This is a genomic window from Algoriphagus namhaensis (assembly GCF_042649705.1).
In the GTDB taxonomy this organism is placed as follows: Bacteria; Bacteroidota; Bacteroidia; order Cytophagales; family Cyclobacteriaceae; genus Algoriphagus; species Algoriphagus namhaensis.
On sequence record NZ_JBHRZS010000002.1, the window covers coordinates 84,723 to 111,681 of the forward strand.

The following is a 26,959-nucleotide window of genomic DNA, read 5'->3' on the forward strand; positions in this document are numbered from 1 at the left end:
GACAGTTTATTTTTCAGAAACTATTTTTTTAAAAGCTATTGTTCTTGAAGTGTTTTTTATCTACATATGCGGAAAATTTGTAAGCATATGCAAAAAAAAATTGTGTCGATTTTCTTAGGGTTTTCTTTGGTGTTTTTGGCTTTACAAGCTTATTCACAAAGCGGTTTTATTGAAGAATCCATCTGGAGCAATGTAAATCCTCAGACTGGTCTTGAAGAGGATTTTGTAATCACTAAATCAGGAGAAAAGATCTTTGGTAAGATCATCAGTGATTATGATCAAGCCACCTACAAAACCTTGATTTTTGAATCCAATGGGGAAAAGAAAAACTACACCACATTGGATCTCAATGCGTTCGGGCTAGAAAATTCACGGTTTTTTATGACCAAAAGACTCCCAGAGATTGATGAAGAAGTCTTTGTACAGATTCTGGTTTCGGGCCCACTTCAATTAAACTATTATGATCAAAGGTATTTCCTTGACAATGGTGAAGAAATATCTGAATTGAAAGCCTTTTATACCGTAGGATCAATTGATGGAAATAAGCTTAAGCGATACGTGAAAGCCTACATGAGTGTATTGAAGCTAGAAATGGCGGGTGAATGTGGCGTGCTGCTCAATGACATGATTGAGACCACTAAAATGGATGAGCAGGATTTTATTCGCTTATTCACGGCATATAACGAGTGCCAAGGAGGACCTAATCAGGTTCACGTCAGTAAAGTAAAGTTTATGAAGGTCGCTCCAGTTTTGACTGCTGGAGTGAGTATGATCTCTCTTTTGGATAGGTCAGTGGAGCGAGGTCAGCTCAATGATTTTGGAAATAATCTTGCATTGCGTTTTCTGGCTGGAGTGAGGCTGAAAGAATTTCGAAAGCTTCCTAGAATCTCGATCGACTTTGGGCTAGGGTTGGAACAATTCAATTCTACTTTTGAAAGCGATTTTGAATCTCCGGGAGTTGTGTCCATCAACGCGGTCGAGGAGTTCAAAGAAACAAGCGTATTTGTTCCCTTTAGCTTCAATTATAGTGTTTTCCGTAAGGATAACCTTGATTTATATGCTGGTGTGATGGCTGCTATTTGGTTTAGAAGTCTGAATATAGAAAGCACGGAAATCAGAGAGGAAATCTTCCAGAGTGATCGTGTGAATCTGTATAATACACCAATTCTGGAAGGGCCGAAGCGACTATTTGTACCTGGTTTAAAAGTTGGTGCAAGAATTCCTGCTGGCAAAATGACGGTCTTCACTGAGCTTCAGGGTGACTTGCAGTTGGATTACTACACGGCCAATATTTTGGCGAAGCGCTCGAGTTTCAGCAGGTCGGCGCTTACATTTCAAATTGGTCTCGAGTTTTAAATAGAATGAAAAGGTATTGGACACCGATCATTCTTGCTCTTTGGGCATGTGGTGGAGATGAGCCCTCTCCTAGAGAATTTGTGTCTATCAGTATACCCGAGGTCATAGCTGTTGATGAAAAGGGAGCAGAGTTTCAAGCGCGCGTCACTGGCTTAGGCACAGAGGAGGTATTGGAATATGGATTTGTATGGAGTCAAAATTCACGACCCTTGATTGATACAGACCCCAAGGTGTATCGATCGGGAAACCCGCCTACAATCTTCAGCCTCCGCGCAGAGAGCGATATGCTACCCAATAGATCCTACAATGTTGCTTCCTATCTGAGAACCTCCACTCGAATCATCTATTCGGAACCCACAGACTTTATCAGCAAAGGGTCTAGTCGTATAGTTTTTCTGGGAGTAGACACCAATGATGAGGTTTATTTTGAAGATACCGTAAGAGTATTGGTCAGTAATCTGAAAAGAGAGGACCAAGCCAAAATGAAGCTTTCCTTTGAGGGAGTAGAGGTGCCTTTTTTCGACTATACTCCTGACGGCTTCAGCTTTGAGATTCCTCGTGATTTCAATACTACTTTCGAGAATATGCAGGGTGGTGTTTTTGATCTTCAAGTGAAACTAGATCAACAAACATTTGACTATGAACTGAGCTTAAAATTCCGAAAGCCCCAATTCCAAGAAAAGAGAGTCTTGAAATATGCCGACGAATGGGCCATCAAGGGGGATTATTTGTTCTCTCAATCCGTGTCAGTGAGCTATATTTTGGATGGGCAGACGATTAATTTTCAGCTAACTGAGAAAAATGATAATGAAATACGTTTTGTCCCAAGGACCTTTTTCAAAGAGAAAAATCCCGTTTTTTTGGTCAATATCCGAGATCAGATTTTTGAAGTAGATCAGATTGAAATCTCTGATTCGGATATTCTACCTGGACAGAATCTTATTCCGGATGATGTAACGAAGTTGTACTCCTTGAAGGTAGATAATTTGAACATCCTAGGCTCTAGTCAATCCGCAAATTATCCACTGCTTTTCTTTGATCCAGTAGGGTTAAAGGCTCAGTATTATTCGAATGAGTTGGATAGAATGAGTTTTACGGTCTATGCAGTAGGGCCAGTTTCCGGGAGAAGCTTTAGAGTCTTTGCTAATAATTTCGGGCAGAACTCATCCACTTTTGCTACTGGAGTTTATGCTCATCCTGCCTTACCTCGGTTTGATCTACCCGAAGGACTTCAAGAATACTTTAATGTTCCTGGGCAGACAATAGGCTCAAAGGCCTACTTTTTGAATAAAGGAAAAATTTTTGAGTTTGCATCGGGTCAGTTTGCTCTGGTGACTAGTACAGATCTTTCAAGCCAAGAAGAGACTTTATTTGAGAAAGTTCAAGACAAAATTTATTTCACGTCCTTTTCCACCGAGGGATCCAAAACAGGTCTACCATTCTATTCCTTTGATCCAGTCTCTGGTCAAACCAGTAGAAAATCTAACTTTCCACGGGAGGGAGTGGTCTTAGGAAGCTTTGTCTGGGACAATGAGATCCATGTTTATTTAAGGGCTTCTGTCCAAGGTGAAACCAAAGTATTGACGCTTCGATATCGAGTAAGCGCTGACGCATGGGTCGAAGAAATTGAGGAAAACCCAGCCTTTCAGAATTATTTCAATACATTCAACTTTGGAGACAAACTCATGGCTTTTTCTGCTGATCGCGGAGCCCTCCTTGAGTGGGACGCTCTTCAGAAAAGTTGGAGGACTGTGGAGTTTATTTCTTCATTCAACTTATACCACAAGTTTTCGGTAGAAGTGATCGGTGATATGGCCTATTTCCACATTCCCAATAATGGACTTTTTGCTTATGACCTAAATAGGCGAGACTTGGAAATTCGAGTTAATTCTGACCTTTTTCATTCCCAAAGTTTAGTGAAGGTAAATGGTAAGATGGTCATGCTAGGGGCAGTAAATCGCTTTTTTTTGTACGAAATAGACGAAGAGTATTTTTAAGATAGCACTTTCGACACTATGTCAATGGCCAATTGAAATTTACGACTACTGCAAGACGTAGTAAATTTTAATTTTGTGGTCAAAGGAGCCCAAGTGTAAAAAGCATTAAACTTGGCTAATTAAAAGAATTTTGGATTTTTAAGCGGTTTTCTTTCAAATCAAAACTTAATGACTGCCATTCTGTCGACCTTACCGATTTGGCATACCGCTTGACCTTTACAGAAGAACCTTTAATTATTGAGGGTTCTTCTTTTATTTTAGCAATAAATCGACAGCTTGCCTGTCAAAATGTCTATATGAGTCTATTCGATAATGCCTTGTTTCAGAAATTGATGGTGGGAGAGTTTGCCTCGGAAGGGGACTTGATTCAGCTCATCACTGATGATGAAGAAGAGGACCAATCTCAAACGCTTGATTCTGAAGATCTCCCGATACTTTCTGTTCGAAATACGGTGCTTTTTCCTGGGGTAGTTATTCCTATTACCGTGGGTCGCTCTAGGTCGATTAAGTTGGTCAAAAAGGCTCAAAAAGGAAATAAGCTTATCGGCGTCTGCGCTCAGCTCAACCCAAATAATGACGATCCGGCATGGGATGATATTTATCAGGTAGGGACTCTAGCCAAAATCGTGAAGATGATCGTTTTACCCGATGGAAATACGACGATTATTATTCAGGGGAAAAAGAGATTTAAGATCAAGGAGCAAGTTTCTTCTGATCCATATTTTGAGGCAAAAGTTGAATATCTCGAAGAGAATTTCCCCAAAAGCTCCAAAAAAATCGAAGCTCTAGAGGAGTCTCTGAAAGAGGCGGCTACGCGTATTTTGCATTTGAACCCTGAGATTCCTCAGGAAGCACAGGTGGCGTTGGACAACATTGATAATACGGCTTTTCTAACCCATTTTCTTTCGTCAAACGTGAATGCCCCAGTGGAATCCAAACAGCGACTGCTGGAAATAAACGATGGGGTAGAACGAGCCACATTGCTCTTGGAGCTTATGATGAAGGATATTCAGATGCTTGAGCTCAAGTCTGAAATTCAGAAAAAAGTCCATACTGATATCGATCAACAGCAACGTGATTACTTTTTGCGCCAGCAAATGAAGGTACTCCAAACTGAACTTGGTGAGGAGGGACCAGAAAAAGAAGTTGAAGAGCTGAGAAGGAAGGGTGATTTGAAACTTTGGTCCAAAGACGTGGCAAAGCATTTCAATAAGGAGTTGGATAAAATTCTACGGATCAATCAAGCTGCAGCAGAGTATCCTATTGCGTTGAACTATGCGGAAACCATGGTCGATCTTCCTTGGAATGAATTCACCCAGGATAATTTTGACCTGAAGCGAGCTAAGAAAATCTTGGATAGCGAGCACTTTGGCTTGGACAAAGTGAAGGAGAGAATCATCGAATATCTCGCTGTATTGAAGCTAAAGAATGATCTCAAAGGACCGATTCTATGCCTTTATGGCCCTCCTGGGGTAGGAAAGACATCACTTGGTAAGTCGATTGCCGAGGCTTTGGGAAGGAAATACATTCGTATGTCGCTTGGTGGCTTACACGATGAAGCAGAAATCCGAGGGCATAGAAAGACTTACGTCGGTGCAATGCCTGGTAAGATCATCCAAAACATGAAGAAGGTTAAAATCTCCAATCCGGTTTTCGTGCTGGATGAGATTGATAAGCTTTCTTCAGATTTTCGTGGCGATCCAAGTTCGGCCTTCCTTGAGGTACTGGATCCCGAGCAAAACAATGCATTTCTTGATAATTACCTGGAGGTGGAATACGACTTGAGTAAGGTTTTATTTATCGCCACGGCTAATTCTTTGGATACGATTCAGCCTGCCTTGAGAGACCGAATGGAGATCATCCAAGTTACGGGTTATACACAGGAGGAGAAGGTAGAAATCGCCAAAAGACATTTGGTACCAAAGCAGCGAAAAGAGCATGGCCTGAAGGCAAAAGATATCACTTTCGAAAAAGCTGCCTTGGTGAAATTGATCACTGATTACACCCGAGAGTCAGGGGTAAGAAGTCTGGAAAGAGCAATCGGCAAGGTGATCCGAAATATTGCCAAATCCATTGCTATGGAGGAGGAATACAATCCGAAAATCGGACCTGATGCTGTTCGTCAGATATTGGGTTCTGAGATTTTTGATAAAGAAATTTATGAGGACAACTCCACCGCAGGAGTGGTTACAGGGCTTGCTTGGACTAGTGTGGGTGGAGAGATTCTTTTCATCGAAACCAGCCTGAGCAAAGGGAAAGGTAAGCTTACACTTTCTGGTCAGTTGGGAGATGTGATGAAAGAGTCTGCTGTTACTGCACTTTCTTTCCTTAAGTCTAGAGCCGAAAGCCTCGGAATTGACCACCGGATTTTTGATCAATACGATCTGCATGTTCACGTACCAGCTGGTGCAGTGCCCAAAGATGGACCTTCCGCTGGTATTACCATGGTGACCGCAATGGCTTCGGTTTTCACTCAGCGAAAAGTGAAGGCTAAGATAGCCATGACGGGCGAGATCAGCCTGATTGGTAAGGTCATGCCAGTTGGTGGAATCAAAGAGAAAATATTAGCTGCCAAACGGGCAGGTATCAAAGAAATAATTCTTTGTAAAAAGAATCTACGAGATATAGAGGAGATCGATGCACAATACATCAAGGGAGTGAAATTCCATTTTGTAGAGCGTGTCGATGAGGTTTTGGATATCGCATTGCTTAATACCAAGGTGGATAGACCGCTCCAATTTAGTTTGAGTCCAGAAAAATCTCCTAGTGCTTAGGGGAGGACTTCTTTGGCTTATTCTTACTGTTCCGGTTTTTCAGGCTTTGGGACAAACCTCTCAGACTGCTTTTCAGTTTGTAAAGCAATCTTCATTCACCCGCCTATCTGGATTGGGCGGGGTGAACCTGACTAGTACAACTGATCCGCTTTTTTTTCTTCAGAATCCAGCAAGTTTGGATTCGACAAATGAAAACATAGGGTCTTTCCATTACCTCAATTTTCCAGGCGGGATCAATTGGGGCACGGCGGGCTATCAATGGGCTCCCGAGTTTGGTGGGCAATTCGCCATTGGGCTTCAGTTTGTATCCTACGGGACCTTTGATGGCTTCGATCAGTTTGGGATTTCGACTGGGGAGTTTTCGGCTCTGGAATTTAATCTGCAAGCAGGTTATGCTAGAAAGAGAGGAGTGTTTACCTATGGAGCCTCCATCAAATTGTTAGGTTCCTTTTTGGAGAGCTATCAAGCCTATGCTTTGGTTTTTGATTTTGGAGTCAACTATAAGCATCCCGTGGAGGATTTCCGCTTAGGGATGACTGTCAGGAATTTAGGCTTGTCGCTTGGTACTTATTTGCCCGATCAAAAACTTCGGCTTCCACAGGACGTTAGGTTTGGAGCAAGTTTTAAACCCAAATACATGCCTTTGCGGTTTCATTGGACCTTGAGAAATCTCAATTCAACTGAGCAAAACCTAGAGCAAGTGGAAGGGTTTGGACGTCAGGCTTTTGAAAAAATGGTTTGGGGAGTAGAGATTCTTCCAGCCGAGACTGTGAGTTTAATGGTTGGTTACAATCAGTTGATTCGGAACCAATTTACTGGTAATTCAGGCGCTGCGGCAGCTGGTTTTTCGGGCGGTTTTGCCTTTCGTGTGAAGCAGTTTGAATTTTCATATTCCCGAGCCTTTTACAATGTGGCCGGAGCTTCCAATTTATTCGGAATCTCCACAAATTTTATAAACAGAAGAGCATTTTAATTTAAATAATGGAAAAGATCTTATCACTTACACCGATCCAAATCGTCTCAGAATTGGATAAATATATCATCGGACAAAACGATGCAAAAAGAAATGTGGCTATAGCCCTAAGAAATAGAATCCGAAGGCTGATGGTGAAGTCGGAGATCCAAAAGGATATTGTACCGAACAATATTCTGATGATCGGAAGCACAGGTGTGGGTAAAACTGAAATTGCCCGCCGACTAGCAAAGGTTGCTAATGCCCCATTTACCAAAGTGGAGGCATCCAAGTTTACAGAGGTGGGTTATGTCGGCCGTGATGTGGAAAGTATGGTTCGGGATCTTGCTGAGCAAGCCATAGCACTCGTTCGCGAAGTCAAAAATGAAGAAGTGAAGGAAAAAGCTGCCCATGCGGTTGAGGAGGCGATTCTGGATATCTTGATTCCACCGGTAAAAACTGCTGGATTTCAGCGATCGATCACTCCAGGAGATACGGATGATTCCCCTCCAGCCAGTGATGCCGAGCTAAATGAGCGGACAAGAGAGCGCTTCCGAGAAAAACTGCAAAAAGGGGAGTTGGATGATCGCAAAATTGAGATTAATGTGAAGTCTTCTGGACCTGCGGGAATTGGAATGATTGGAAACGGTATGATGGATGATGCAAGCATGCAGGGTCTTCAGGACATGATTTCCAATATGATGCCGAAGAGAACCAAAAAGCGAAAAATTGCAATTTCTGAGGCTCGCAAAATCTTACTTGAAGAGGAAATGTCCAAGCTTATCGACTTCGATGAAGTGAAAGAAGAGGCCGTGAAGCTTGCCGAGAATAACGGAATCATATTTATAGATGAGATTGATAAAATCGCTTCAAAATCCGGAAAAGGCGGAGGAGGCCCAGACGTCAGTCGAGAAGGAGTGCAGCGGGATTTGCTTCCCATCGTAGAAGGCTCAGCCGTAAACACGAAATATGGAGTAGTGAATACAGATCATATTCTTTTCATTGCTGCGGGAGCCTTTCATGTGGCTAAACCGTCGGATTTGATTCCAGAGCTTCAAGGTCGTTTTCCGATAAGAGTAGAGTTACAAAGTTTGACTCAAGACGATTTCTCTAGAATTCTGAGAGAACCAAAGAATGCGTTGACCAAGCAGTATGAGGCCTTGTTTGAGGCAGAGGAAGTTTCGTTGAAGTTCAATGACGAGGCGATAGACGAGATCGCCAGACTCGCATTCTTGATCAATCAAGAGGTGGAAAACATTGGAGCCAGAAGACTCCATACCGTGATGAGCCATTTGTTAAATGACTTCCTTTTTGAAGTGCCAGACACCATTCAGGCTAATTCAAAAATTGTAATCACCAAGGAGATGGTGGATGAACGCTTGTCTACCTTGGTTAAAAATAGAGACCTATCTCAGTACATTCTGTGATGAATTCTCTTGCCATAATCACTGGTCATAGCCAAGGTCTGGGGAAGGCCTTGGCTGGCCTTTTTTTGGAGAAGGAGGATTATGAAGTGTTGGGTATTTCTAGAAAAAAGTCAGGACTCAGCCATTCTAAGTTAAAAGAGGTTTCTCTAGATCTATCCGATATGTCCTCGGTACATCAGATGCTGCCTGATTTATTCCCGAAGGGCGATTTTGACAAGATAATTCTGGTTAATAATGCAGGTTGGATCGGACCCATTATCCCCCTAAATAAGCAGAATCCGAAGGATATCGAAGCTATAAATGCGATTAATTTTCTTTCGCCTACTTTACTTTGTCGACAGTTTTTGGTGCAGTATGGTGGAGAAAAAACGGAAAAACTGATTTGTAATATCAGTTCGGGCTTGGCTTATCGAGCGGAGTCTGGACTCACAGGCTATTGCAGCAGCAAGTCCGCCTTGGCGATGCTTACTGAAGTTTTGGCGCTTGAAGATTATAAAAATTGTCGATTTTTTAGTCTGGCACCAGGAGTGGTGGACACACCCATGCAGGATGAAATCAGAGCAGCATCTCCTTCTGATTTCCCGAAACTAGATCGATTTAAAGATTTAAAATACTCAGGCTCATTGGTTTCTGCTGAAGAGACAGCCCGAAAGGTGCTATTTCTTTTGGACCATCCTGATCGATTTGAGGGAGTGGTTCAAGATGTCAGGAAATTTGATTTGGGTTAGATTTTTTTCTTAGGGAAATCAAAGAATAGATAGCCGGCATTCGACTCCTTAAAGTCTTTCCAAGAGCTAATATTTGCTTTAAAACCATATTGCCCTGAAGTAGGAAGGTTGTAAATATTCTCTCCCAAATCATCAATTAGATCATTAAATCCCGGATTATGTCCAAAAAGAAGGGCTGTTTGAAATTCATCTGGAATGGATTGAATCAGTCGAAGGATGGTCCTTGCACTTGAATGATATAGCTCAGGAGTGAGTGTGATCAGACTCGGGTCAAAGCCCAGGACTTCGGCAGTTTTGATTGCAGTATCTTTTGCGCGGAGAGCTGTCGAGGATAGAAAAAAGTCTGGGTTAAGGTTTCTCTGTTTTAGGCGGCTTGCCATGACAGGGATATCTCGTATTCCTCTTGGGGCTAATGGCCGATCGTGATCTGAAAGTGACGGATTATCCCACGCTGATTTGCCATGTCTCACCAATATTAGTTTCTTCATTTGCCAAATTAAAAAAGATAATTTTGTTTTTGACTTTACAAATATTTACTTTTATCGCACATTTAATTACAATTTATTTTATTTCATTATGGGTACCGGAACAGTAAAATTTTACAACGAAGCCAAAGGGTTTGGATTTATCGTTGACGATGAGTCTCAGAGCGATCTCTTCGTTCATGCCACAGGCTTGGTTGACCAAATCGGCCAAAACGACAAAGTAACTTACGAAGTCAAAGATGGCAAGAAAGGACCAAACGCCATCAATGTCAAAAAAGCATAATAGCAATTTTGAAATTTAGGTAAAGCCCTCTGGAGTTAATCTTCAGAGGGCTTTTTGTTTTCATCTGCGGTATCAGAATCCTTTTCGTTTTCCTTTTTCACCTCCTTTGGACTTTGGATTGCCTCTTTTACCTCTACAGCTTGAGCTATATTTTGTAGATCACCTGGAAACGATTTTACATAGAGGTCTCGTTGTGGGAATGGGATTTCGATATTGTGTTCCACAAAGGCTTCGAAGATTGCGTTCATTACTTCAGATCTCAGGTCTATCCAGATATCCATATTTTCTACCCAAAAGAGGAGTCGAAAATCCACGGAATTATCACCAAAATTCTGCATTAAAACCCTTGGAGCTGGATTTTTCAATATTTTTTCTCTGTTTAAAACATCTTTGAATACTTCGGTGACAAGTTTCATATCTGACTTGTATGCCACACCTATGATCAGTTCAATTCGCCGGCGCTTGTCAGATAAGGTCCAGTTTATCAAACTTTGGGAGAGTAGATCTCCATTAGGCATGACGATCTCAGACCCATCATAGGCCCTGATCTTACTTGCACGGATTCCTACTTCCTGCACGACACCAAGTTTATCACCGATTTGGATATCGTCCCCTATTTGTATGGGTCGTTCGAAAGCTAAAATGATACCTGATACAAGATTGTTAATAATGGTTTGGAGACCAAAACCTATACCTACAGAAAGAGCTCCAAGTACAATCGTGATTTTATCAAAAGGAATTTTCGCCGCAGCCATCGCGATGAAAAAGCCAATGATGATCACTGCTAGGCGAATTAAAAGTACTGAGCTTCCTAGCTTTTGCTTTCGGGTTCTAGAGCCACGACTATCTAGTAAGGATGCAAAATAAGCAATATTGTTTGCCAAAAATGCCGAGAGTAAGATGAGGACAATAAAGAGTAGAATCGAGGAAAACTCAAATTCCAAATTTCCAATTTGGCGAGGCTCGATCAAAAAGTTTTGTGCGGCTTCATAAAGCGGTATAAAAAAACCGAGGTAATAGGTGACGCTGTAAAACCATAAGCCTGCTGCAAAAATACTTAAGAGTCCCTCAAGTCTCTGCTGAATTTCCTGAAAATCGAAGAATGAAGTGAGAACATCAGCTTCCTTTTTAGAAGCCTCAAGCCATAAGTAAACTAGCTTTAGAATGACTTGTACAAAAAGGTAAAGCGCAATGCCTCGATAGAAGTTCGCCACTCCTGCAATCCCGTATGTCTTGGCTAGACTAACACGACCAAATGCATTTAAGCCTAACGAAAAAATTGATACCAAAAGCAGAAATATGGATAGGAAGTATAACAGTGTGGATCCGGCGAACTTTGCTTTTGTTGTTTCTCGGAATGTTAGCCAGCCTAGTGTAATTCCGGCGATTGCCGCAAATAAACTAAGATATCGTTCGTCGTAATTTAAGCCCCATAATAAACCAAAAGTAGGACCTAATAGATAAACGGGGAAAAAGAATAACCATAATTTATAGATCTGAGCTGGGAATCGATCCTTCACTACCCAGGTACATAGTGCGACAAAAACGAAAGAAACAACAGAGGAAAAGACAATGCTTGGATTGTTCAGGGAAACATAGGTGAAAGGAATGACTATGATGGCACAACAGATAAATAGATATTTTTGAAGAAAGCTTACTCTGCCTAAAATTTGATCTGCAAATTCTTTTTGCTTCTTTACTTTTTGTATCACCGATTTGGTAAAGACGTAGATGATAAGCAAGAGTGCCAAAGAAGCGAGGTGATAGGCCTGATGTAGTCTGAAAAATCTTGTGAGTATAAAGATGTTGGTAGAGAATGATTCTCGAGCTATTTCACTAAAATTTGTTAGGTTTTCATACGATCTGGGTTCCCAAAGGTAGTTGGCTTCCTTGGACCAAGACCGCTGTTGAACTGCCCGCTCGTTTGCTCGAAAAAATTGGCGTAAGTTCATGAACTGAATGCTGAGTTCGCCTAGTCTTGCTTGGTAAGAGGCAATGTCTAGTTCTTGCTCGATAAGCATTTCTTCTATTTCCGAAATAGCCGATTGAAGCCTATTTAGCTCCTCTGCAATCTCTGGGAGCAGTGAATTATCTCTTAAAGAAAGTTGCATCAGGGTGTCCTGACTAACCTTATCTAACCTCTCTCCAACATCGATCAGCTCGTTCATCCGCTTATTGACCAATACATCAAAAAGCTCCTTTTCATCTTCATAGTATGTCATGAAATTCTCCACACCATTTAAAAATCGAGTATTAGCAACATCTTTGTTTTCCTCAATAATCTTTTCTAAGTCAAGCGCAATATTTCTTAACTGTGGAACCCTTTCATCCAATGAGCTGAAATCTGGTCTTGAAAGTAAAACTAATTTCAGTTTCCCCAATTCTATGGAATAGCTCTTGGCATTTGTTACAAGATTACTCAACACCCGTCCTAACCTGGTCGCACTTCTGTTTACAGATGAATCCTTACGAACAAAAAGACTATCCATTGCGGCCTTAGTCCCAGATTCCTGAACAATTGAAGTCAGGGAACCGATGGACTCAGTCCTTATACTGTCCTGTTCGGAGGGCAAGGATTGAGAGATACTCTCTGTTGAGTATAAAAAACCAAGGAAAATGATTGAAAGAAGTAAGGGTTTAAACATGCAGTGGTGATATAAATGCTTCAAAATGCTACGAATTTGCTTTGAAAGCAAATGAATTTATGACTAAATGGATTAGACCCTTTTGCATTGTTTGTCAATCCATAGTTCTGCTAGGTATGTTTACTTTGCGCTCAAATCATGTCAAAAAGACACTATTTTGATCTCCAAAGACCCAAAACAAGCCATAATGTCTGTAAAAACTCCTTGGAACAGAATTTTCTATAGAGTGGGAAAATTGAAACTCAAAACTCAAAAAACTATGAAACTTGTAAGATACAACCAATTAAATCCGGCCTATCCTTCTGCTGTATCCAGTATGTTGGATAAATTCTTCAGCGATTCTTTCGGCCCAGTCGCTAAATCCTTCAACCCTGCAGTGGACATTTCAGAGGATGAGAAAGCGTATGATATCCAACTCTCCGTGCCTGGTGCAAAAAAGGAGAATTTCAAAATCGAATTGGTGGATGGAACCCTGACTATCTCTGGAGAGCGAAAGTGGGAGGAGAAAAAAGAAGGTAAAAACTACCATTCTGTCGAAAGTCAATATGGATCATTTAGTAGATCCTTCTTCTTGCCAGACGACGCCCAGTCCGAGGGGATAGAGGCTAGCTACGAGGATGGAATCCTCAAAGTAATAGTTCCAAAAGCTGAAAAAAAGATCGCCAAGTCGGTGATTGAGGTGAAGTAATCAAAGAGTGGGGAGACCCACTCTTTTTACTTGGATATAAAACGTCTTATCCTTCAAAAAGCGGTTAATTGTTGTTAATTTGAGGATGAGACATTTTTTTTAGGATTGTTTTTTAAGACAATTCTATTCAAAATGCGTTACTAAATCGAAACCTATAATCGAATCAATTATGAATAAAAGACAATTCTTCTTAGGAATGATTCTAGCCTCCTTCTTGGGAGGCCTCGTGGTGTTGGTAGGGTTGAAGTTTTTTGTTCAACCTGAGACCGGTCGAACCTTCGACGAAAAACAGCAAGCGAGCTTTGTAAATCTTCTTTCGAATAAAGATTTCACCATTCCTGATGGGATTAATTTTGTGGCATCTGCGGAAATAGTAACTCCCGCAGTGGTCCATGTTAAAAGTAAGGTGACTTATAGACAGCGCTCTCAGCGAAATGAGCTTGAAGAGTTTTTTGGCTTCCCTCCAAGAGATGATGAAAGAAATGGTGGTATGCCACCACAAGGAATCAGCTCTGGGTCAGGCGTAATCATTTCCCCGGATGGTTATATCGTCACCAACAATCACGTAGTGGAAGGTGCCAATGAAGTGGATATTTCACTAGAAAATAATGAGCGCTATTCAGCTACAGTGATCGGGACAGATCCTACCACTGATTTGGCCTTATTGAAAATTGAAGGAAGTAATTTGCCTTTTGTACGTTTTGGTGATTCGGATGAGACGCGGATCGGAGAGTGGGTACTTGCAGTAGGAAACCCATTCGATCTCAACTCTACCGTGACTGCCGGAATTATTTCGGCCAAAGCCCGGAATATCGGAATCCTACGTGGTGTAGAAAATAATCTTCAAATTGAATCTTTCCTGCAAACAGATGCCGTAGTGAATCCTGGAAATTCAGGAGGAGCGCTTGTGAATTTGGCTGGAGAACTTATAGGGATCAATACCGCAATAGCCACTAGAACAGGAACATTCAGCGGTTATTCTTTTGCCGTGCCAAGCACTTTGGTAAAAAAGGTGATGGATGACTTGATGGAGTATGGTGCTGTGCAGCGTGGTCTGTTGGGTGTAAGTATTCAGAATGTGAGCCCAGAGCTACAAGAAGCACTCAATATTGATTTGCCAGTAGATCGTGGGGTCTACGTAGCCGGTGTGAACGAAAACAGCGGAGGTAAAGAAGCAGGTTTGCAGGAAGGTGATGTGATCGTTGGTGTGGATGGAAGGGAGACCTATAATGTGGCTACCCTACAAGAAATGGTTGCGAGAAAGCGCCCAGGAGATAAGGTAGAGGTGGAGTATGTCCGTGATGGAAAGACATATAAGGCCAAGGCTACACTGAAAAACTTCTCTGGGGATACTGAGATCATTCGTAAGGTTGTCCCAAAAACGTTTGATTTTGGAGGAGTCATCTTCGAGGAGATAGATGATAACATGAAAGAAGCTTTAGATATAAGAGGAGGAGCAATTATCGAGTCGGTCAATAATCCAGATTGGAGAAAGGCTGGAGCGAGAGTTGGTTTTATAATCACTTCATTAATCAGTGAGGATGGACGAATTCGGATTTCTTCCCCTGAAGAATTGATTTCAGAACTCGAAGGGCTAGCCGGAGAGGAAATAGTAGTGCTCGGGATGTTCCCGGATGGAACAGAATACTACTTCGAAATCACCCCATAATTTAAGGATCAAGAGTGATAAAAGAGATCGGCAATCGTCGGTCTTTTTTTGTGCCATTAAATTTGACTAATTTGATTAGCAACTTTCTTTAATCCATATGAAAATCAAACTCTTTACTTTCCTGATTTTTCTTGTTCCTACATTTTTTGCCTTTGGACAAGAGTATTCTATGTCCCAAGAGCGGCTGGACAGAATAGATGCCATGCTTGATGAAACAGTGGCTAGCAATCAGGTACCTGGTCTTGTTGCGCTCATTATGCAAAACGGCAAAATTGTCTATCATGAGGCGAAAGGCTTTGCCAATGTGCCGGATAATGTGGAGATGAAATCAGATCAAATTTTTAGAATTGCGTCCCAGACCAAGGCAATCACTTCTACAGCCGTAATGATGCTCTGGGAGGAAGGTCATTTCCAACTAGACGATCCCATTTCCAAATGGATCCCTGAATTCAAAAACCCAACAGTCTTGGATGAATTCAACGAGTCTGATTCTAGCTTTACTACTAAGCCAGCCAGTCGCGAAATCAGGATTCGGGACTTGATTACCCATACCTCAGGAGTGGGGTATGGAGTTATTGACGGAAATCCGAAAATGAAAGCCATCTATGCCAAGGCCGGTATCGTAGATTTATATACGACAGAGCCTATAACCATCGGCGACAATATCAAAAAATTGGCAAAACTCCCCTTGCATCATAATCCTGGAGAGCGATTTACCTATAGTGAAGGCTTAGATGTATTAGGTTACTTTATAGAGATCATCAGCGGAATGCCCTTTGATCAGTTTTTAAAGACGCGAATTTTTGATCCATTGGGAATGAAGGACACTGGTTTTTATTTGAGTAATGCTCAAGGTGAGCGTTTGGTCACCGTACAGCGAAAAATAGAAGATAAGTGGGAGATTTATCCGGTTACCTTTTATGATCCAGATTATCCCAAGACCGGTGCAAAAGCCTTTTTCTCCGGGGGAGCGGGGCTTTCTTCTACAGCGGAAGATTATGCTATGTTTTTGCAAATGTACCTCAATGGAGGAGAGCTGAACGGTAATCGCATCCTGAGCCCAACCACCATTCAGGCAATTATGTCTAATCAAGTGGGGGATTTGTTGGGTAATGGTGGTAAAGACTACGGTTTGGCATTTGGCTTAGTTGATCAAAATGGCGTAGCTAAAGGAGGTTTGGGAAGCTTGGGAACATTTGACTGGGGAGGATATTTTAATACCCAATATTTTGCCGATCCTGTGACAAAGACCGTTGGAATCTTAATGAAACAAACCCAAGGAAATACTGGTGACCAAAGTGGATGGAAATTCCGCCAAATGGTTTTTTCAGCGATAGAATAAAAAAACGGGTACTTGAGAGAGTACCCGTTTTACCTTGAAAGTATTCTTAAATCTTAATCGATAAGCAACTTATAATTGGGGTCTTCGATCACATTTACGTCCACCAGTTTGTCAGCATTAGCGATGAGCTTGCGACAGTCTGGACTAAGGTGCTTCAGGTGAAGTTTTTTGCCAACTTTTAAGTAGCGCTCGGTAATTTTGTTTAAGGCTTCGATAGCAGACATATCCACGACACGGCTTTCCGCAAAATCAATAATCACTTCTTCAGGATCGTTTTGCACGTCAAATTTTTCAGCGAAAGCTGTCACCGATCCAAAAAATAAGGGGCCGTACATCTCGTAGTGTTTGACACCCTCCTCATCGACATATTTTCTGGCACGGATTCGCTTGGCATTGTCCCATGCAAAAAATAGGGCTGCTAAGATCACACCAACCAGAACAGCCACAGCCAAATTATGAAGTACGGCCGTGATCAAAGTGACTAGTACCATCAAAAAGACATCTGATTTTGGCATTTTGGTGAAAGTTCTCAAACTCGCCCATTCAAAAGTTCCGATTGCCACCATGATCATTAGGCCTGTAAGTGCAGCCATGGGTACCTGTTCGATTAGGCTACTTCCGAACATAATGAATACCAAAAGCATGACGGAGGCCACAATTCCAGAGAGTCTCGCCCTTGCACCGGAAGAGATATTGATCAAACTTTGTCCGATCATTGCACAACCACCCATTCCTGAGAAGACTCCAGAGAGCATATTGGCAATACCTTGAGCAACGGCTTCCTTATTTCCGCTGCCTCGGGTTTCGGTTATTTCATCGATGATATTCAAAGTCAAGAGACTCTCGATCAAACCTACGCCTGCGACAATGGCGGCGTAAGGAAAAATGATCTGCAAGGTTTCAAAGCTTAAGGGAACTGCAGGTAGATGAAAGGGAGGGAAGCCACCTTGAATGCTGGCAATATCACCTACAGTTTTGGTATCGAGACCAAGTAATTTCACCACGGCAAAAATCACCAAAATGGCTGTCAATGAAGAAGGAACGACCTTGGTCAGTTTCGGTAAGCCCCAAATGATGAGCATGGTAAGAAGTACCAATCCCAATAAAATATAAAGTGTGGTTCCAGTGAGCCAATCTCCAGTAGCATTTTTGAACTGATCGAGTTGGGACATGAAAATGATTATTGCCAAGCCATTCACAAAGCCAAAAATTACTGGATGGGGCACTAAACGCATAAGTTTACCCAGTTTCAGCGCACCAGCTGTCACCTGGAGAATCCCTGCAAGTACAACAGCAGCAAAAACATATTCCACTCCATGATCTGCTGCAAGAGACACGATGACCACCGCTACAGCTCCCGTCGCACCAGAAATCATCCCTGGTCTACCTCCTAAAATAGAGGTCACTAAACCCATCATAAATGCCGCATAAAGCCCGGTCAAAGGAGAAAGACCCGCGATAAATGCAAATGCAACCGCTTCAGGAATCAGGGCCATGGCCACGGTAAGGCCGGAGAGAATCTCGGTTTTATAATCTACCCGCTGACTGAAGTCAAAGAGATTGAGGTACTTTTTCATCTGTTTATAATTGTTTCTTAATGGTCAGATGGAATCTCGCTTGAATAATCATCCCTCACTGTGAGGTACTCCTCATGCTCGATTTCATGTGTAGGTTTGAGAATAGGTGTGTAGAATAAAATTCTATTTTTCCAGGTAGGTTTCCGGAAAGTAAGGGGCAAAGGTATGAAAAATGAGTGAAACAGAATTTTATTCTGAAAACTTAACCAAACTCTATTTCCCCAAAATCACTTCTTTGAATTCGTTAGCTAGTTCTAAAGCACAGCCCCAAGCCACCGTATAGCCTGCTCCTCCATGTCCATAATTATGAAAAATAGAAGGGTAGTTCGGGTCAAATTCAAATCTTACAGCACTTCGTTTCGGTCGTAAACCGACGATGGTTTCAAGAATTTTAGGTTTTTGATTTACCCCAAAGTTTTTCAGCCTATCCAGTATTTTCATGGTGTCTTCTGGGTCCTCTTGCTCATTCCAATCATCATCATAATCCGTCCCGCCAATCACAGAGTCTTCACTTCGATTGATGAGGTAGGAAAGTGCACCTTTTCGAGTAGGATCAGCGAAGGAGGGTATCTCTAGTTTTTCGGCCCGAAGAATCTGCCCTCGCATGGGGTGTAGATCCTCGTCTTGACAAATCGCTTTGGCGCCAAGACCGGTACAATTCACTACCCAAGCTTCCAGCTCATCCAACTCTCCTAGGGTAGAGAAAGTCCGTAACTCAATCTTTCCCCCAGACTCCAAAAATCTTTCAACCAAGAAGGGTAAATATAAAGGAGGCTCAGTAAGTGGGACATCCGCGATAAGTCCATTTTCCATACCTTTTGGAAGTTCGGTGGGAGTAGCTTCCCTTGCCGTTCCGTGTGGAAGTTGGTTCACCCACTTTTCCTCCTGTAGATCCGAGTAGGCATTTAGAAAAGAGATCATACTCACCCCCTTGGCATATTTTGACTCCTCTTGGTAGCGCTTGTAGCTGATCGCGGCCCAGCGATCGGTTTTTTCCTTGGGCTCGATGGAATAGGGAAACCAAACTGCCCCTACCTTGTGGGAGAGGCTTTTGTCAAAAAGTTCCTTGGTGAAAATCCGAACCTCGAATCCAGCTTCCTGTAAAGCAATAGCGGAAGTTAATCCGATAATACCGGAGCCGATTACAGTGGCTGATTTTGGGTTGTTCATTGGATATTCTGTTGGGCCTAATGAGTAAATATTTCTCTTTCTAACGTTTTGAGAGCGAAAGCGTGAAAGCTTTGTAATAGTTTAGGTATACAACTCCTTGTAAATCGTGATTCATGAATTTATAATCAATCAAGTAAAGCATCATTATAAGTCACCCTTAAAGGCTTCATTAGAAGGCTAAGCAGTAGGGATATAATCTCCTTAAAGCCAAGAAAAACGCTAGCATCAATTTCCAAATGTCTCTGGATGCAATAGCGGCAGCAACAGCGAAGAAATGCATCTCATTTGGAAACTACAGATATTTGAGGCCTTCAAGTAGTGGATTAATTGATCAGCTTCCAGCCAAAAACCATTGTCGATAGCTATTTTTTGCTCTACCTTTCTTACCTCATAGCGAATATCATTGGTATGAAATCTACCTCCTTCGTCGCACTGAATTATTTCAGAGACCACTTTTCCGGTTTTTAGCGGAGGGTTGGGGTTCGGGTTTTCAGGAGACGATAAATAGCTAGGATAGAGTGCTGACTCAGTGGAAATACCCCATTCGTGATCAAATCTTACCAGAAACTCATTTTTGCCTTCTGATCCATAATATAACAACTGTGCGAGACCGATGCCTTCCATTTGATATAAGGGCTGCGACCAAGCTTTCACTTCCCTAGTCGTCGCCGCAAAATGGTAAATTCCAATACTATTCGCATGTCCCTGCCTTGGGACTACTCCCTTGTCACTTATTTCCCACTGTGTCAGATCCTCTAAAGGAATCATTTCGTATTGGGTTAGCTTTGATGGATCTGAAGGAGGCATTGGGAGTGGCTTAAGGGAACGATGTTGGTTTCTCCAAAATCCATCCCAATCGAAGACCGCTAGTAGAGATCTTAAATCAGCATTTAGGAAATTGCCTTTCATTAAGACCCCTTTGATGGCCAATATAGACGCCCAAATCATATTCTCTTGCGTAGGGATCATTTTATCCGCCAGGAGGTAGTGATGCGTCTTGCTCTTCTGATAATATTTTGAACCCAAATCATGCTGCATACTATGTGTGATCAGGTGACAGCCGGGATAGAAGCTAGTGAAGTTTTCTACGTAAGCTGTGGCCCTGCCCCCATGTAGTTTCAGGTAATTGGCTGGAGTACTCTGGATGGTCGGGCCGTACTGAATGATCCCAGTATTGCCAGGCTCGACTCTTGCCTGTAGGAGTACAAAAATTTCATCCTCCATTTTGCAAATAATTAATCCGGTGAGGGCACTTTGGGGCTGATACAACATCAACTTTTCATCCTCGGGAATTTGTCGATTTCGCAATCCGATCACTTGAAAAAAACCCTTGGAAACATGAGACATGACTCCATTCAATATCTTCCAATGATTTTGGGAGCTCAAGGTCACCTCTTTCAAGGAGTATGCAGAGGACGCCTTTGTGTTTTCTAGGAAATCAATTAATTCTCCAGCTTTACAGGTTTTCACGAGTTCCATTTATTGGTCTTTGAAATATGTTTTTTCACAAGGCTATAATCAGCTTCCGGTGAGATTTCACCTCGATGAGGTAAAATATGCAGTTGTAGATGGAAGGCTTTGGCCAGTTTTACTTGTATAGCTTCATTAGAAAAATCAGCACTTTCTTGCATGATGATCATGCTACCCGGACTCATCCAAAGCATATTGATCAGCTCTGCACCCCGGATGGCAATCACCACATTTGCTGCCGAAAAGGCTTGAATTTGGGATTTCAAATTATGGTCTCCAGGAGTAAAGAGGCTAGCATCAAAACCAAGGGCTAGAAGTTGACTGACGAGCTTTTCTGGTTCCCGCAGGGATCTTCTTTCTGTACCATAGCCTGGCAACCATCGAGCTTCTTGGCCAGCTTCAGTTTGGGTAATCGCCGGTGGGTCCGCACGTTTTAAAACCAAGATTTTGCTTCGATGAGTTGAATTAGTGGAATCCGCCCAAGTTTTGAGCTCTTCAACCATCTTGCTTATCAATTCCTGAGTCTCTGGGAGAAACTTTCCGTATTGATCCAGATATTTATCCCAGCGTGGGACGCTCAACTGCTTTCCACACTTCCTAAATTGATGGTAAGTAAAAATTGATGCATGAGATCCACGAAGGAGCAATTCGAGTTGGAGTAATTTCCGGTTTACTTTTCCCTTGAGTGATTTCCAATCTTTTCTAGGAACATCAATGCTTTTGGGACCCAACTTTTCAAAAGAGTGCGTAAAGTCAGTGGATTGGAGGTATTCTTTTAGAATCTCATCAGAAAGTGGGTTGCATGAATCAAAAATGAGATGCTTGGCCTGAATTTCACTTTTATGTGTATTGATATAATTGATGACAGGTAGAAAATACCCAAGGAGGTAATGCCAGTAGTTTCCTAAGTCGCCTCCTCTTTTGGGATCTGATTTGAAATATATCTTTTCCAATCTACCTTAAGTTAAAAATAAATATTAGTCAACTACTCGGTTAGAAGCTGACTATCTATGATTAAAGAATTTTTACAATCTTTTTAATTATTATAAAAATACCATCATTTAAACTAGTGGTCAACCTCTTTCTTTCGCGTAGGAGTTTATACTTTGCACAATGCGAAAAATCCTTCTACTGATTGCTCTAGTTTTCTCTTTGAATGCCTCTGCACAGGAAAAGCCCTGGATGCTTGGTCCATTTATCAGGCCTTCGAATGCTGAGCCGGTGATTTCACCACTTTCCAATTCCACTTTTACTGATCCCATGACCGGAAAAACGGTTTTTTGGGAATCTATGGCCACTTTCAATCCCGCAGCTATTCTGAAAGACGATACGGTTCATCTTATCTACCGAGCGGAAGAAAAACTTGGGGAAAAGGAAATCGGTGGACATACTTCCCGATTGGGAATGGCCATATCTGCAGATGGATTTGACTTCGTAAGAGAATCTCAACCTATCTTTTTCCCTCAGGAAGACTCACAGAAAAAATACGAATGGACTGGAGGGACGGAAGATCCACGAATCGTGCAGATTGAGGACGGGACCTATGTGCTGACTTACACCCAGTGGAACCGGGACGTACCCAGACTCGCCGTGGCCTCTTCCAAGGATCTCCGCAATTGGGAAAAGCATGGGCCAATCTTCGAAGACTGGAAAGATGGAAAATATCATAACGTCGAATCCAAGTCGGGTGCGATCGTCACCAAACTTGTGGAGGGTAAATTGGTCGCTGCCAAAATCAATGGCAAATACTGGATGTATTATGGGGTACCGCATATTTGGCTGGCTACCTCTGATGACTTGATTAATTGGACTCCGGTGGAAAATCACGAGGGTAACCGAGTACCGGTTTTAAGTCCTAGGCCTGGATTTTTTGACTCGTGGCTAGTAGAAGCTGGTCCGCCACCAGTCTTGACGGAGGATGGAATTGTGGTGCTCTATAATGCGGGAAATTCTCAACCGGTGGGTGTGAAAGATCTTGGCAATAGAGTCTATACCGGCGGTCAGGCACTTTTTGATGCTAATGAGCCATGGAAACTATTGGATCGTACTGCGAAGCCCTTTATCCAACCTGAACTACCCTTCGAAAAGTCAGGTCAATATCCAGAGGGTACGACGTTTCTGGAAGGCCTGGTTTACAAGGAAGGAAGGTGGCTACTTTACTATGGTACGGCTGACTCCATGGTGGGCGTAGTGAATACAAGCGCTTATAAGTAATTGAAAATGAGTTAATTAGGCTTCAGTAATGATTTAATGGTTTCTCTATTTGCTTTTGAAATAGTACATCAAATCGCTTTCGGCTGCTAGGTATCCAAAAGATGAAAAGGCCTTAGATTCTACAAGTTCCTCCATTAGCAGTATAGCCTTTGCAGTATCCCCATTGTATAAATACCAATTGGCTACTCCATATCGAACAGCGTCATTGGATGGATTGCCTATTCCCTCTTGGAGAAGGGAGTCCACGGGTGTTTGACCTTTGTAGAGCAGGCATAAGTCGGCATAGCTTTGATTTTCTATGACTGTAGAGTCACTCGTGATTGGAGCCAATATAGAATCTGCTTTAGCCGGATTTTCTAGTCGCTGCTGAATCATGTAAAGCCAGTGTGTACTCGAGACAATGTTGTCATATCGGGAACCGCTCTCTCTGCATTTGATATAGGCTTCATAAGCTTTGTCATACTTATGCGTGAGGTAGTAGGCTAGCCCAAGGTGATAGTAAATATTTCCATGAAGGGTACTCACGGGGATGTTTAGTGCATTTGGCATGCCATCTGGTTCAATTTCATTTTCCGTTCCCTGAATCAGTTCCGCTGCCTTTTCAAAGTCGGCGATAGCTAGATCATATTCCCTTAAACTGATATAGCGATGGCCTCGATGACGGTAGAGTTTGGGCTCCTCCGGATAAAGCTCAATCCCGTCTGAATAGATCGCGATAGCGGCACGATATTGTCCCAAATAGGCGGTTCTTCTCCCGTACCAAATAATGTTTTCCAGATCATTGGGATTGGTTTCGAAGTCAGCTTTAGCTTCCTCAAACTTGGTCAAAAGAGCATCAGATGGTTCTGAAATACTGTATGTCTTGCCGAGCGGAGTGGTAAAACTATCTTCCAAAGCGAAGGGTACTGAACTGTCTTCAGTACTTTTTTCGGCTGTGCAGGCTAAGTTCAATAAGATCAGAAGGACAAGGGCTTTTCTCATAAATCTGTATATCGAAAGGGTTAAAACTAGTTGAAAGGATTAGTTGAATAAAGGACCAATTCCGGCTTTTTGAGCCATGCTGTTAAATTCTAAAATCCGCTCATTCTTCAAACTTACCCCTTGCTTTTTCAGCTCCTTCCATTCTTCTGTCAGTTCTGCATATCTATCCTTCGATCCTTGTGTGACTTTGGGGATGGAGCTCTCGGTTTGATTGATCATAAAGAGGTAATTCGCAGTGAATTTATTGGGAAAGTTTTCCACATCATCATAGGCTTTTGATCTTCTCTGAATCATCAGTTCATCCCAATCTTTCAATCCTTGTAGTAGCTCATTGCCCTTTTCATTTACGTTCTGATAGGTTGGGTTACCTTTGGTTTTTGCCAGAAGCCCCGAGAGCTGGTCTTGGTAGCTTTTGAGTTCATTAATCATCAAATGCATCTCCCTAAGCTCGGATTCTCTAGCGCTCATAAAGGCATCATACTCTTCATAATCAGCCATGGAAATGTCATAGAGTGGATTCATTTTAATGGCTGCAGTGGCAGAGCTTTCGCTTTCACCAACTTTCAGGCTTAGAGTATAGTTGCCGGGTTTCGCCACATGACCTCTGAAGCTCGCTTCAAGGTATGCTGTCGGTACACCGGGCATGCTTTGGTGCCGCATGTCCCATACAAATCGATTCATCCCTTTATTTGTACTAAGTGTAGGCTCCGGAGATGGGCCGCCGTCATAGCTCTGAAAATCTGGGTCCTCAATAGAACTGATCGTTCTCACCAATTCTCCCGCCTCATTGGTAATTTCCAAAATCACCTTTGTTGAATCAGTTACATTTTTGGGTAGGTTATAATAGATCACTACTCCATTTGCTGGGTTGACTCCTTCGAATGGGTGCGTTCCATCAAAGTCTGGATTACTGCCATTCAGTGGGCTGTACCAATTGCCAAGAGTTGCAGCGTCTGGTGTATAGATTTTTAATTCCTCATCATTTGGCTCCATTTCCCGAAGGACATTCAAATCATCCAAGATCCAAAAGGATCTGCCGGAGGTCGCTACCACCAAATCATTGTGAGCTACCTTAAGATCGGTAATAGGTGCCACAGGCAGATTCAGTTGTAAAGGTTTCCAGCTCAAACCTCCATTTTTGGAGATATAAACACCCATTTCAGTTCCTGCAAATAGTAGGTTTTTGTCGGAGGTGTCTTCGCGAACTACTCTAGTAAAGGCGCCATATGGGATTCCAGAACTGATGCTTTTCCAGGTTTTACCGTAATCAGTTGACTTATAAAGTGCTGGGGTGTAGTCATTGAATTTATAGCGCGTGGTCGCGATATACACCGTTCCCGGATCTGTGGGAGAAACATCGATCGCGTTGATCAGACATTCGCTCAATCCTGCTGGAGTGACATTTTCCCAGTTTTCTCCACCATCCTTGGTTAGGTGAACTAGGCCATCATCGCTACCGGCATAAAAGACGCCTTTCTCATGTGGCGATTCGATCAGGTAGGAAAGTGTGCCATAATTCTCTGCCCCCACGGCTTCATTTGTGTATGGGACGCCACCTTTTCCTTGTTTTTCTTTTTCATTTCTGGTCAAATCAGGTGAGATCACCTCCCAAGTTTTTCCATTATCTCTAGTTCGCTGCACATACTGCGAGCCATGATAAAAAGTGCCAGGCTCATGCTGAGACCAGATGATTGGTGCATTCCAATTGTATCGATAGCGCATATCGCTGGCATCTCTGCCCAGATACTGAATGGGTGCAATCATAACATTGGTAGACCCACCGGATTTTTGATCCAAAAGTTCTATGGTTCCTAGGTAGCTACCACCCATTACATACCTTGGATCGTCTGGGTCGAAAGCCAAAAATGCACTTTCACCTCCTGCGGAATTGTTCCAATGCTCCTTTGAAATACCCCCTCGGCCAAGGGCAATACTATTGATGACTACAGAAGAATTGTCCTGCTGACCGCCGTAAATGCGGTAGGGGAATTGATTGTCTGTATTGATTCGATAAAACTGTGCCGTAGGCATATTATCCTGAGTGGACCAAGTCTCCCCGCCATCGAAGGAAATAGAACCTCCTCCATCGTCCGCCAAAATCATGTTTTTGGAGTTGGTAGGATTGAACCAAAGGTCGTGGTAATCTCCATGTGCGCCATCGTTTGCCTCGAAGGTCTTGCCTCCATCTATAGATTGAAGCATGGGGGCACTTTGAACCCAAACGCTGTGTTCATCCTGTGGATCCGCAAAAACCTCGATGTAATACCAAGCGCGCTGGGTTAGGCGATTGTCTTTATTGACGAGGTTCCAACTCTCACCCGCATCATTGGAAACGAATAGTCCGCCCAAGTCTTTGTAGGTGTCACTTTCGATGAGCGCATAGACCTTATTTGAATTTGCTCTGGAGACTGAAATAGCCATTTTTCCTTTTTCCTCAGGAAGACCATTGTGGATTTTCTTCCAAGTTTCACCAGCATCTGTGGTTTTGTACAAGGCGCTTCCAGGTCCACCAGAGATTACTTGCCAAGGCTTCCGCTGATGCTCCCACATTGCTGCATAAAGCACCTCAGGAGTATTCATATCCATTGAAAGCTCTACGGCACCTGACTTTTCATCCACATAAAGCACCTTTTCCCATGTGGTACCTCCGTCTTCAGTTTTGTACACGCCTCTTTCCTCATTTGGAGCATGCAAAGCTCCTTGGGCTGCAACGTAGACGATATTGGGATTAGTTGGGTGAATCTGAATTCTGGAAATATGCTGGGTTTTTTCCAAACCAAGTTTTTTCCATGTTTTGCCTGCATCGGTAGATTTGTAGACCCCATCCCCATAAGAGGTCATTACACCACGAGGGGCATGCTCACCCATACCCACGTAGACGATATTGGGGTTGCTTTCTGAAACTGCTACAGCGCCAACTGATCCCGTCCCAAAGTAGCCATCGGAGATATTCTCCCAATGCTGTCCTGCATCACTTGTTTTCCAAACCCCGCCACCTGTGGTGCCAAAGTAGTAGGTCAGAGGATCGTTGACTACGCCAGTGGCAGTTACGGAACGACCGCCTCGATAGGGCCCAATATTTCGATATTTAAGAGGTAAAGAGTCGTAAGTTATTTCTTGAGCCAAAAGGGTAAATGGCAAAAGAAAAATGAGAATTGAGAAAAGGTTTTTCATAAAAGAATTGGCTGGTTTCGAATGGAT

General features: G+C 42.6%; 19 protein-coding genes. 11 read left to right on the plus strand and 8 right to left on the minus strand.

The genetic code is table 11. From position 1 onward, the window contains the following. Nucleotides 1–87 precede the first annotated feature (87 nt). From ACFOSV_RS00435 to ACFOSV_RS00460, 6 genes are all read left to right on the plus strand, one after another. On the plus strand, nucleotides 88–1,356 hold the full coding sequence (locus ACFOSV_RS00435) for a hypothetical protein (RefSeq protein WP_377902251.1): 1,269 nt from the start codon (nucleotides 88–90) through the stop codon (nucleotides 1,354–1,356). Nucleotides 1,357–1,361: 5 nt separating this feature from the next. After that, nucleotides 1,362–3,353 (plus strand): hypothetical protein, encoded by a 1,992-nt coding sequence (locus ACFOSV_RS00440; protein ID WP_377902253.1) that lies wholly within the window; start codon nucleotides 1,362–1,364, stop codon nucleotides 3,351–3,353. Nucleotides 3,354–3,649: 296 nt separating this feature from the next. Continuing rightward, nucleotides 3,650–6,127: an endopeptidase La gene (lon, locus tag ACFOSV_RS00445; RefSeq protein WP_377902255.1), complete on the plus strand. Its 2,478-nt coding sequence runs from the start codon at nucleotides 3,650–3,652 to the stop codon at nucleotides 6,125–6,127. After that, complete coding sequence (porQ, locus tag ACFOSV_RS00450; protein ID WP_377902257.1) at nucleotides 6,120–7,100, plus strand: type IX secretion system protein PorQ; 981 nt, start codon at nucleotides 6,120–6,122, stop codon at nucleotides 7,098–7,100. Before lon ends, porQ begins: the two co-directional genes overlap by 8 nt. A gap of 8 nt (nucleotides 7,101–7,108) precedes the next feature. Then, nucleotides 7,109–8,506 carry an ATP-dependent protease ATPase subunit HslU gene (gene hslU / locus ACFOSV_RS00455; RefSeq protein WP_377902259.1) on the plus strand — a complete coding sequence of 466 codons (1,398 nt, stop codon included), beginning with the start codon at nucleotides 7,109–7,111 and terminating at the stop codon, nucleotides 8,504–8,506. Further along, the gene (locus tag ACFOSV_RS00460) at nucleotides 8,506–9,234 is read left to right on the plus strand and encodes an SDR family NAD(P)-dependent oxidoreductase (protein ID WP_377902261.1); all 729 of its coding nucleotides are present in this window, start codon (nucleotides 8,506–8,508) and stop codon (nucleotides 9,232–9,234) included. The genes hslU and ACFOSV_RS00460 overlap by 1 nt, the downstream gene beginning before the upstream one ends. On the opposite strand, the gene ACFOSV_RS00465 is transcribed toward ACFOSV_RS00460, so the two are convergent. Then, complete coding sequence (locus tag ACFOSV_RS00465) at nucleotides 9,231–9,722, minus strand: SixA phosphatase family protein (RefSeq protein WP_377902263.1); 492 nt, start codon at nucleotides 9,720–9,722, stop codon at nucleotides 9,231–9,233. The genes ACFOSV_RS00460 and ACFOSV_RS00465 overlap by 4 nt on opposite strands. Before the next feature lie 88 nt (nucleotides 9,723–9,810). Between ACFOSV_RS00465 and ACFOSV_RS00470 the strand changes: the two genes are divergently transcribed. Then, entirely contained in the window at nucleotides 9,811–10,002 is a 192-nt protein-coding gene (locus ACFOSV_RS00470) for a cold-shock protein (RefSeq protein WP_377902265.1), read from the plus strand. 35 nt (nucleotides 10,003–10,037) lie between these two features. Here the strand turns inward: ACFOSV_RS00470 and ACFOSV_RS00475 are convergent, their stop codons facing one another. Then, nucleotides 10,038–12,647 carry a mechanosensitive ion channel family protein gene (locus ACFOSV_RS00475; protein ID WP_377902267.1) on the minus strand — a complete coding sequence of 870 codons (2,610 nt, stop codon included), beginning with the start codon at nucleotides 12,645–12,647 and terminating at the stop codon, nucleotides 10,038–10,040. 259 nt (nucleotides 12,648–12,906) lie between these two features. Between ACFOSV_RS00475 and ACFOSV_RS00480 the strand changes: the two genes are divergently transcribed. The 3 genes from ACFOSV_RS00480 (at nucleotide 12,907) to ACFOSV_RS00490 (ending at nucleotide 16,346) form a co-directional block, all read left to right on the plus strand. Continuing rightward, entirely contained in the window at nucleotides 12,907–13,335 is a 429-nt protein-coding gene (locus ACFOSV_RS00480; RefSeq protein ID WP_377902269.1) for an Hsp20/alpha crystallin family protein, read from the plus strand. Between the two features lie 169 nt (nucleotides 13,336–13,504). Next, nucleotides 13,505–15,004, plus strand: coding sequence for a S1C family serine protease (locus ACFOSV_RS00485; RefSeq protein ID WP_377902271.1), 1,500 nt, complete (start codon nucleotides 13,505–13,507; stop codon nucleotides 15,002–15,004). A 97-nt stretch (nucleotides 15,005–15,101) separates the two neighbouring features. Continuing rightward, on the plus strand, nucleotides 15,102–16,346 hold the full coding sequence (locus tag ACFOSV_RS00490; RefSeq protein WP_377902273.1) for a serine hydrolase domain-containing protein: 1,245 nt from the start codon (nucleotides 15,102–15,104) through the stop codon (nucleotides 16,344–16,346). A 53-nt stretch (nucleotides 16,347–16,399) separates the two neighbouring features. On the opposite strand, the gene ACFOSV_RS00495 is transcribed toward ACFOSV_RS00490, so the two are convergent. The 4 genes from ACFOSV_RS00495 to ACFOSV_RS00510 form a co-directional block, all read right to left on the minus strand. After that, on the minus strand, nucleotides 16,400–17,923 hold the full coding sequence (locus ACFOSV_RS00495; RefSeq protein ID WP_377902275.1) for a SulP family inorganic anion transporter: 1,524 nt from the start codon (nucleotides 17,921–17,923) through the stop codon (nucleotides 16,400–16,402). 213 nt (nucleotides 17,924–18,136) lie between these two features. Then, entirely contained in the window at nucleotides 18,137–19,093 is a 957-nt protein-coding gene (locus tag ACFOSV_RS00500; protein ID WP_377902277.1) for an FAD-dependent oxidoreductase, read from the minus strand. A gap of 225 nt (nucleotides 19,094–19,318) precedes the next feature. Continuing rightward, nucleotides 19,319–20,572: an NDP-hexose 2,3-dehydratase family protein gene (locus tag ACFOSV_RS00505; RefSeq protein ID WP_377902279.1), complete on the minus strand. Its 1,254-nt coding sequence runs from the start codon at nucleotides 20,570–20,572 to the stop codon at nucleotides 19,319–19,321. Continuing rightward, nucleotides 20,560–21,516 carry a glycosyltransferase 61 family protein gene (locus ACFOSV_RS00510; RefSeq protein WP_377902281.1) on the minus strand — a complete coding sequence of 319 codons (957 nt, stop codon included), beginning with the start codon at nucleotides 21,514–21,516 and terminating at the stop codon, nucleotides 20,560–20,562. Before ACFOSV_RS00510 ends, ACFOSV_RS00505 begins: the two co-directional genes overlap by 13 nt. A 160-nt stretch (nucleotides 21,517–21,676) precedes the next feature. Here ACFOSV_RS00510 and ACFOSV_RS00515 point away from each other — a divergent pair, with 160 nt between their 5' ends. Beyond that, nucleotides 21,677–22,777, plus strand: a complete 1,101-nt coding sequence (locus ACFOSV_RS00515; RefSeq protein WP_377902283.1) for a glycoside hydrolase family 130 protein — start codon at nucleotides 21,677–21,679, stop codon at nucleotides 22,775–22,777. A gap of 45 nt (nucleotides 22,778–22,822) precedes the next feature. On the opposite strand, the gene ACFOSV_RS00520 is transcribed toward ACFOSV_RS00515, so the two are convergent. Both ACFOSV_RS00520 and ACFOSV_RS00525 read right to left on the minus strand, forming a co-directional pair. Continuing rightward, nucleotides 22,823–23,758, minus strand: a complete 936-nt coding sequence (locus ACFOSV_RS00520) for a tetratricopeptide repeat protein (protein WP_377902285.1) — start codon at nucleotides 23,756–23,758, stop codon at nucleotides 22,823–22,825. A 39-nt stretch (nucleotides 23,759–23,797) separates the two neighbouring features. Then, entirely contained in the window at nucleotides 23,798–26,932 is a 3,135-nt protein-coding gene (locus ACFOSV_RS00525) for a VPS10 domain-containing protein (RefSeq protein ID WP_377902287.1), read from the minus strand. Nucleotides 26,933–26,959: the final 27 nt, after the last annotated feature.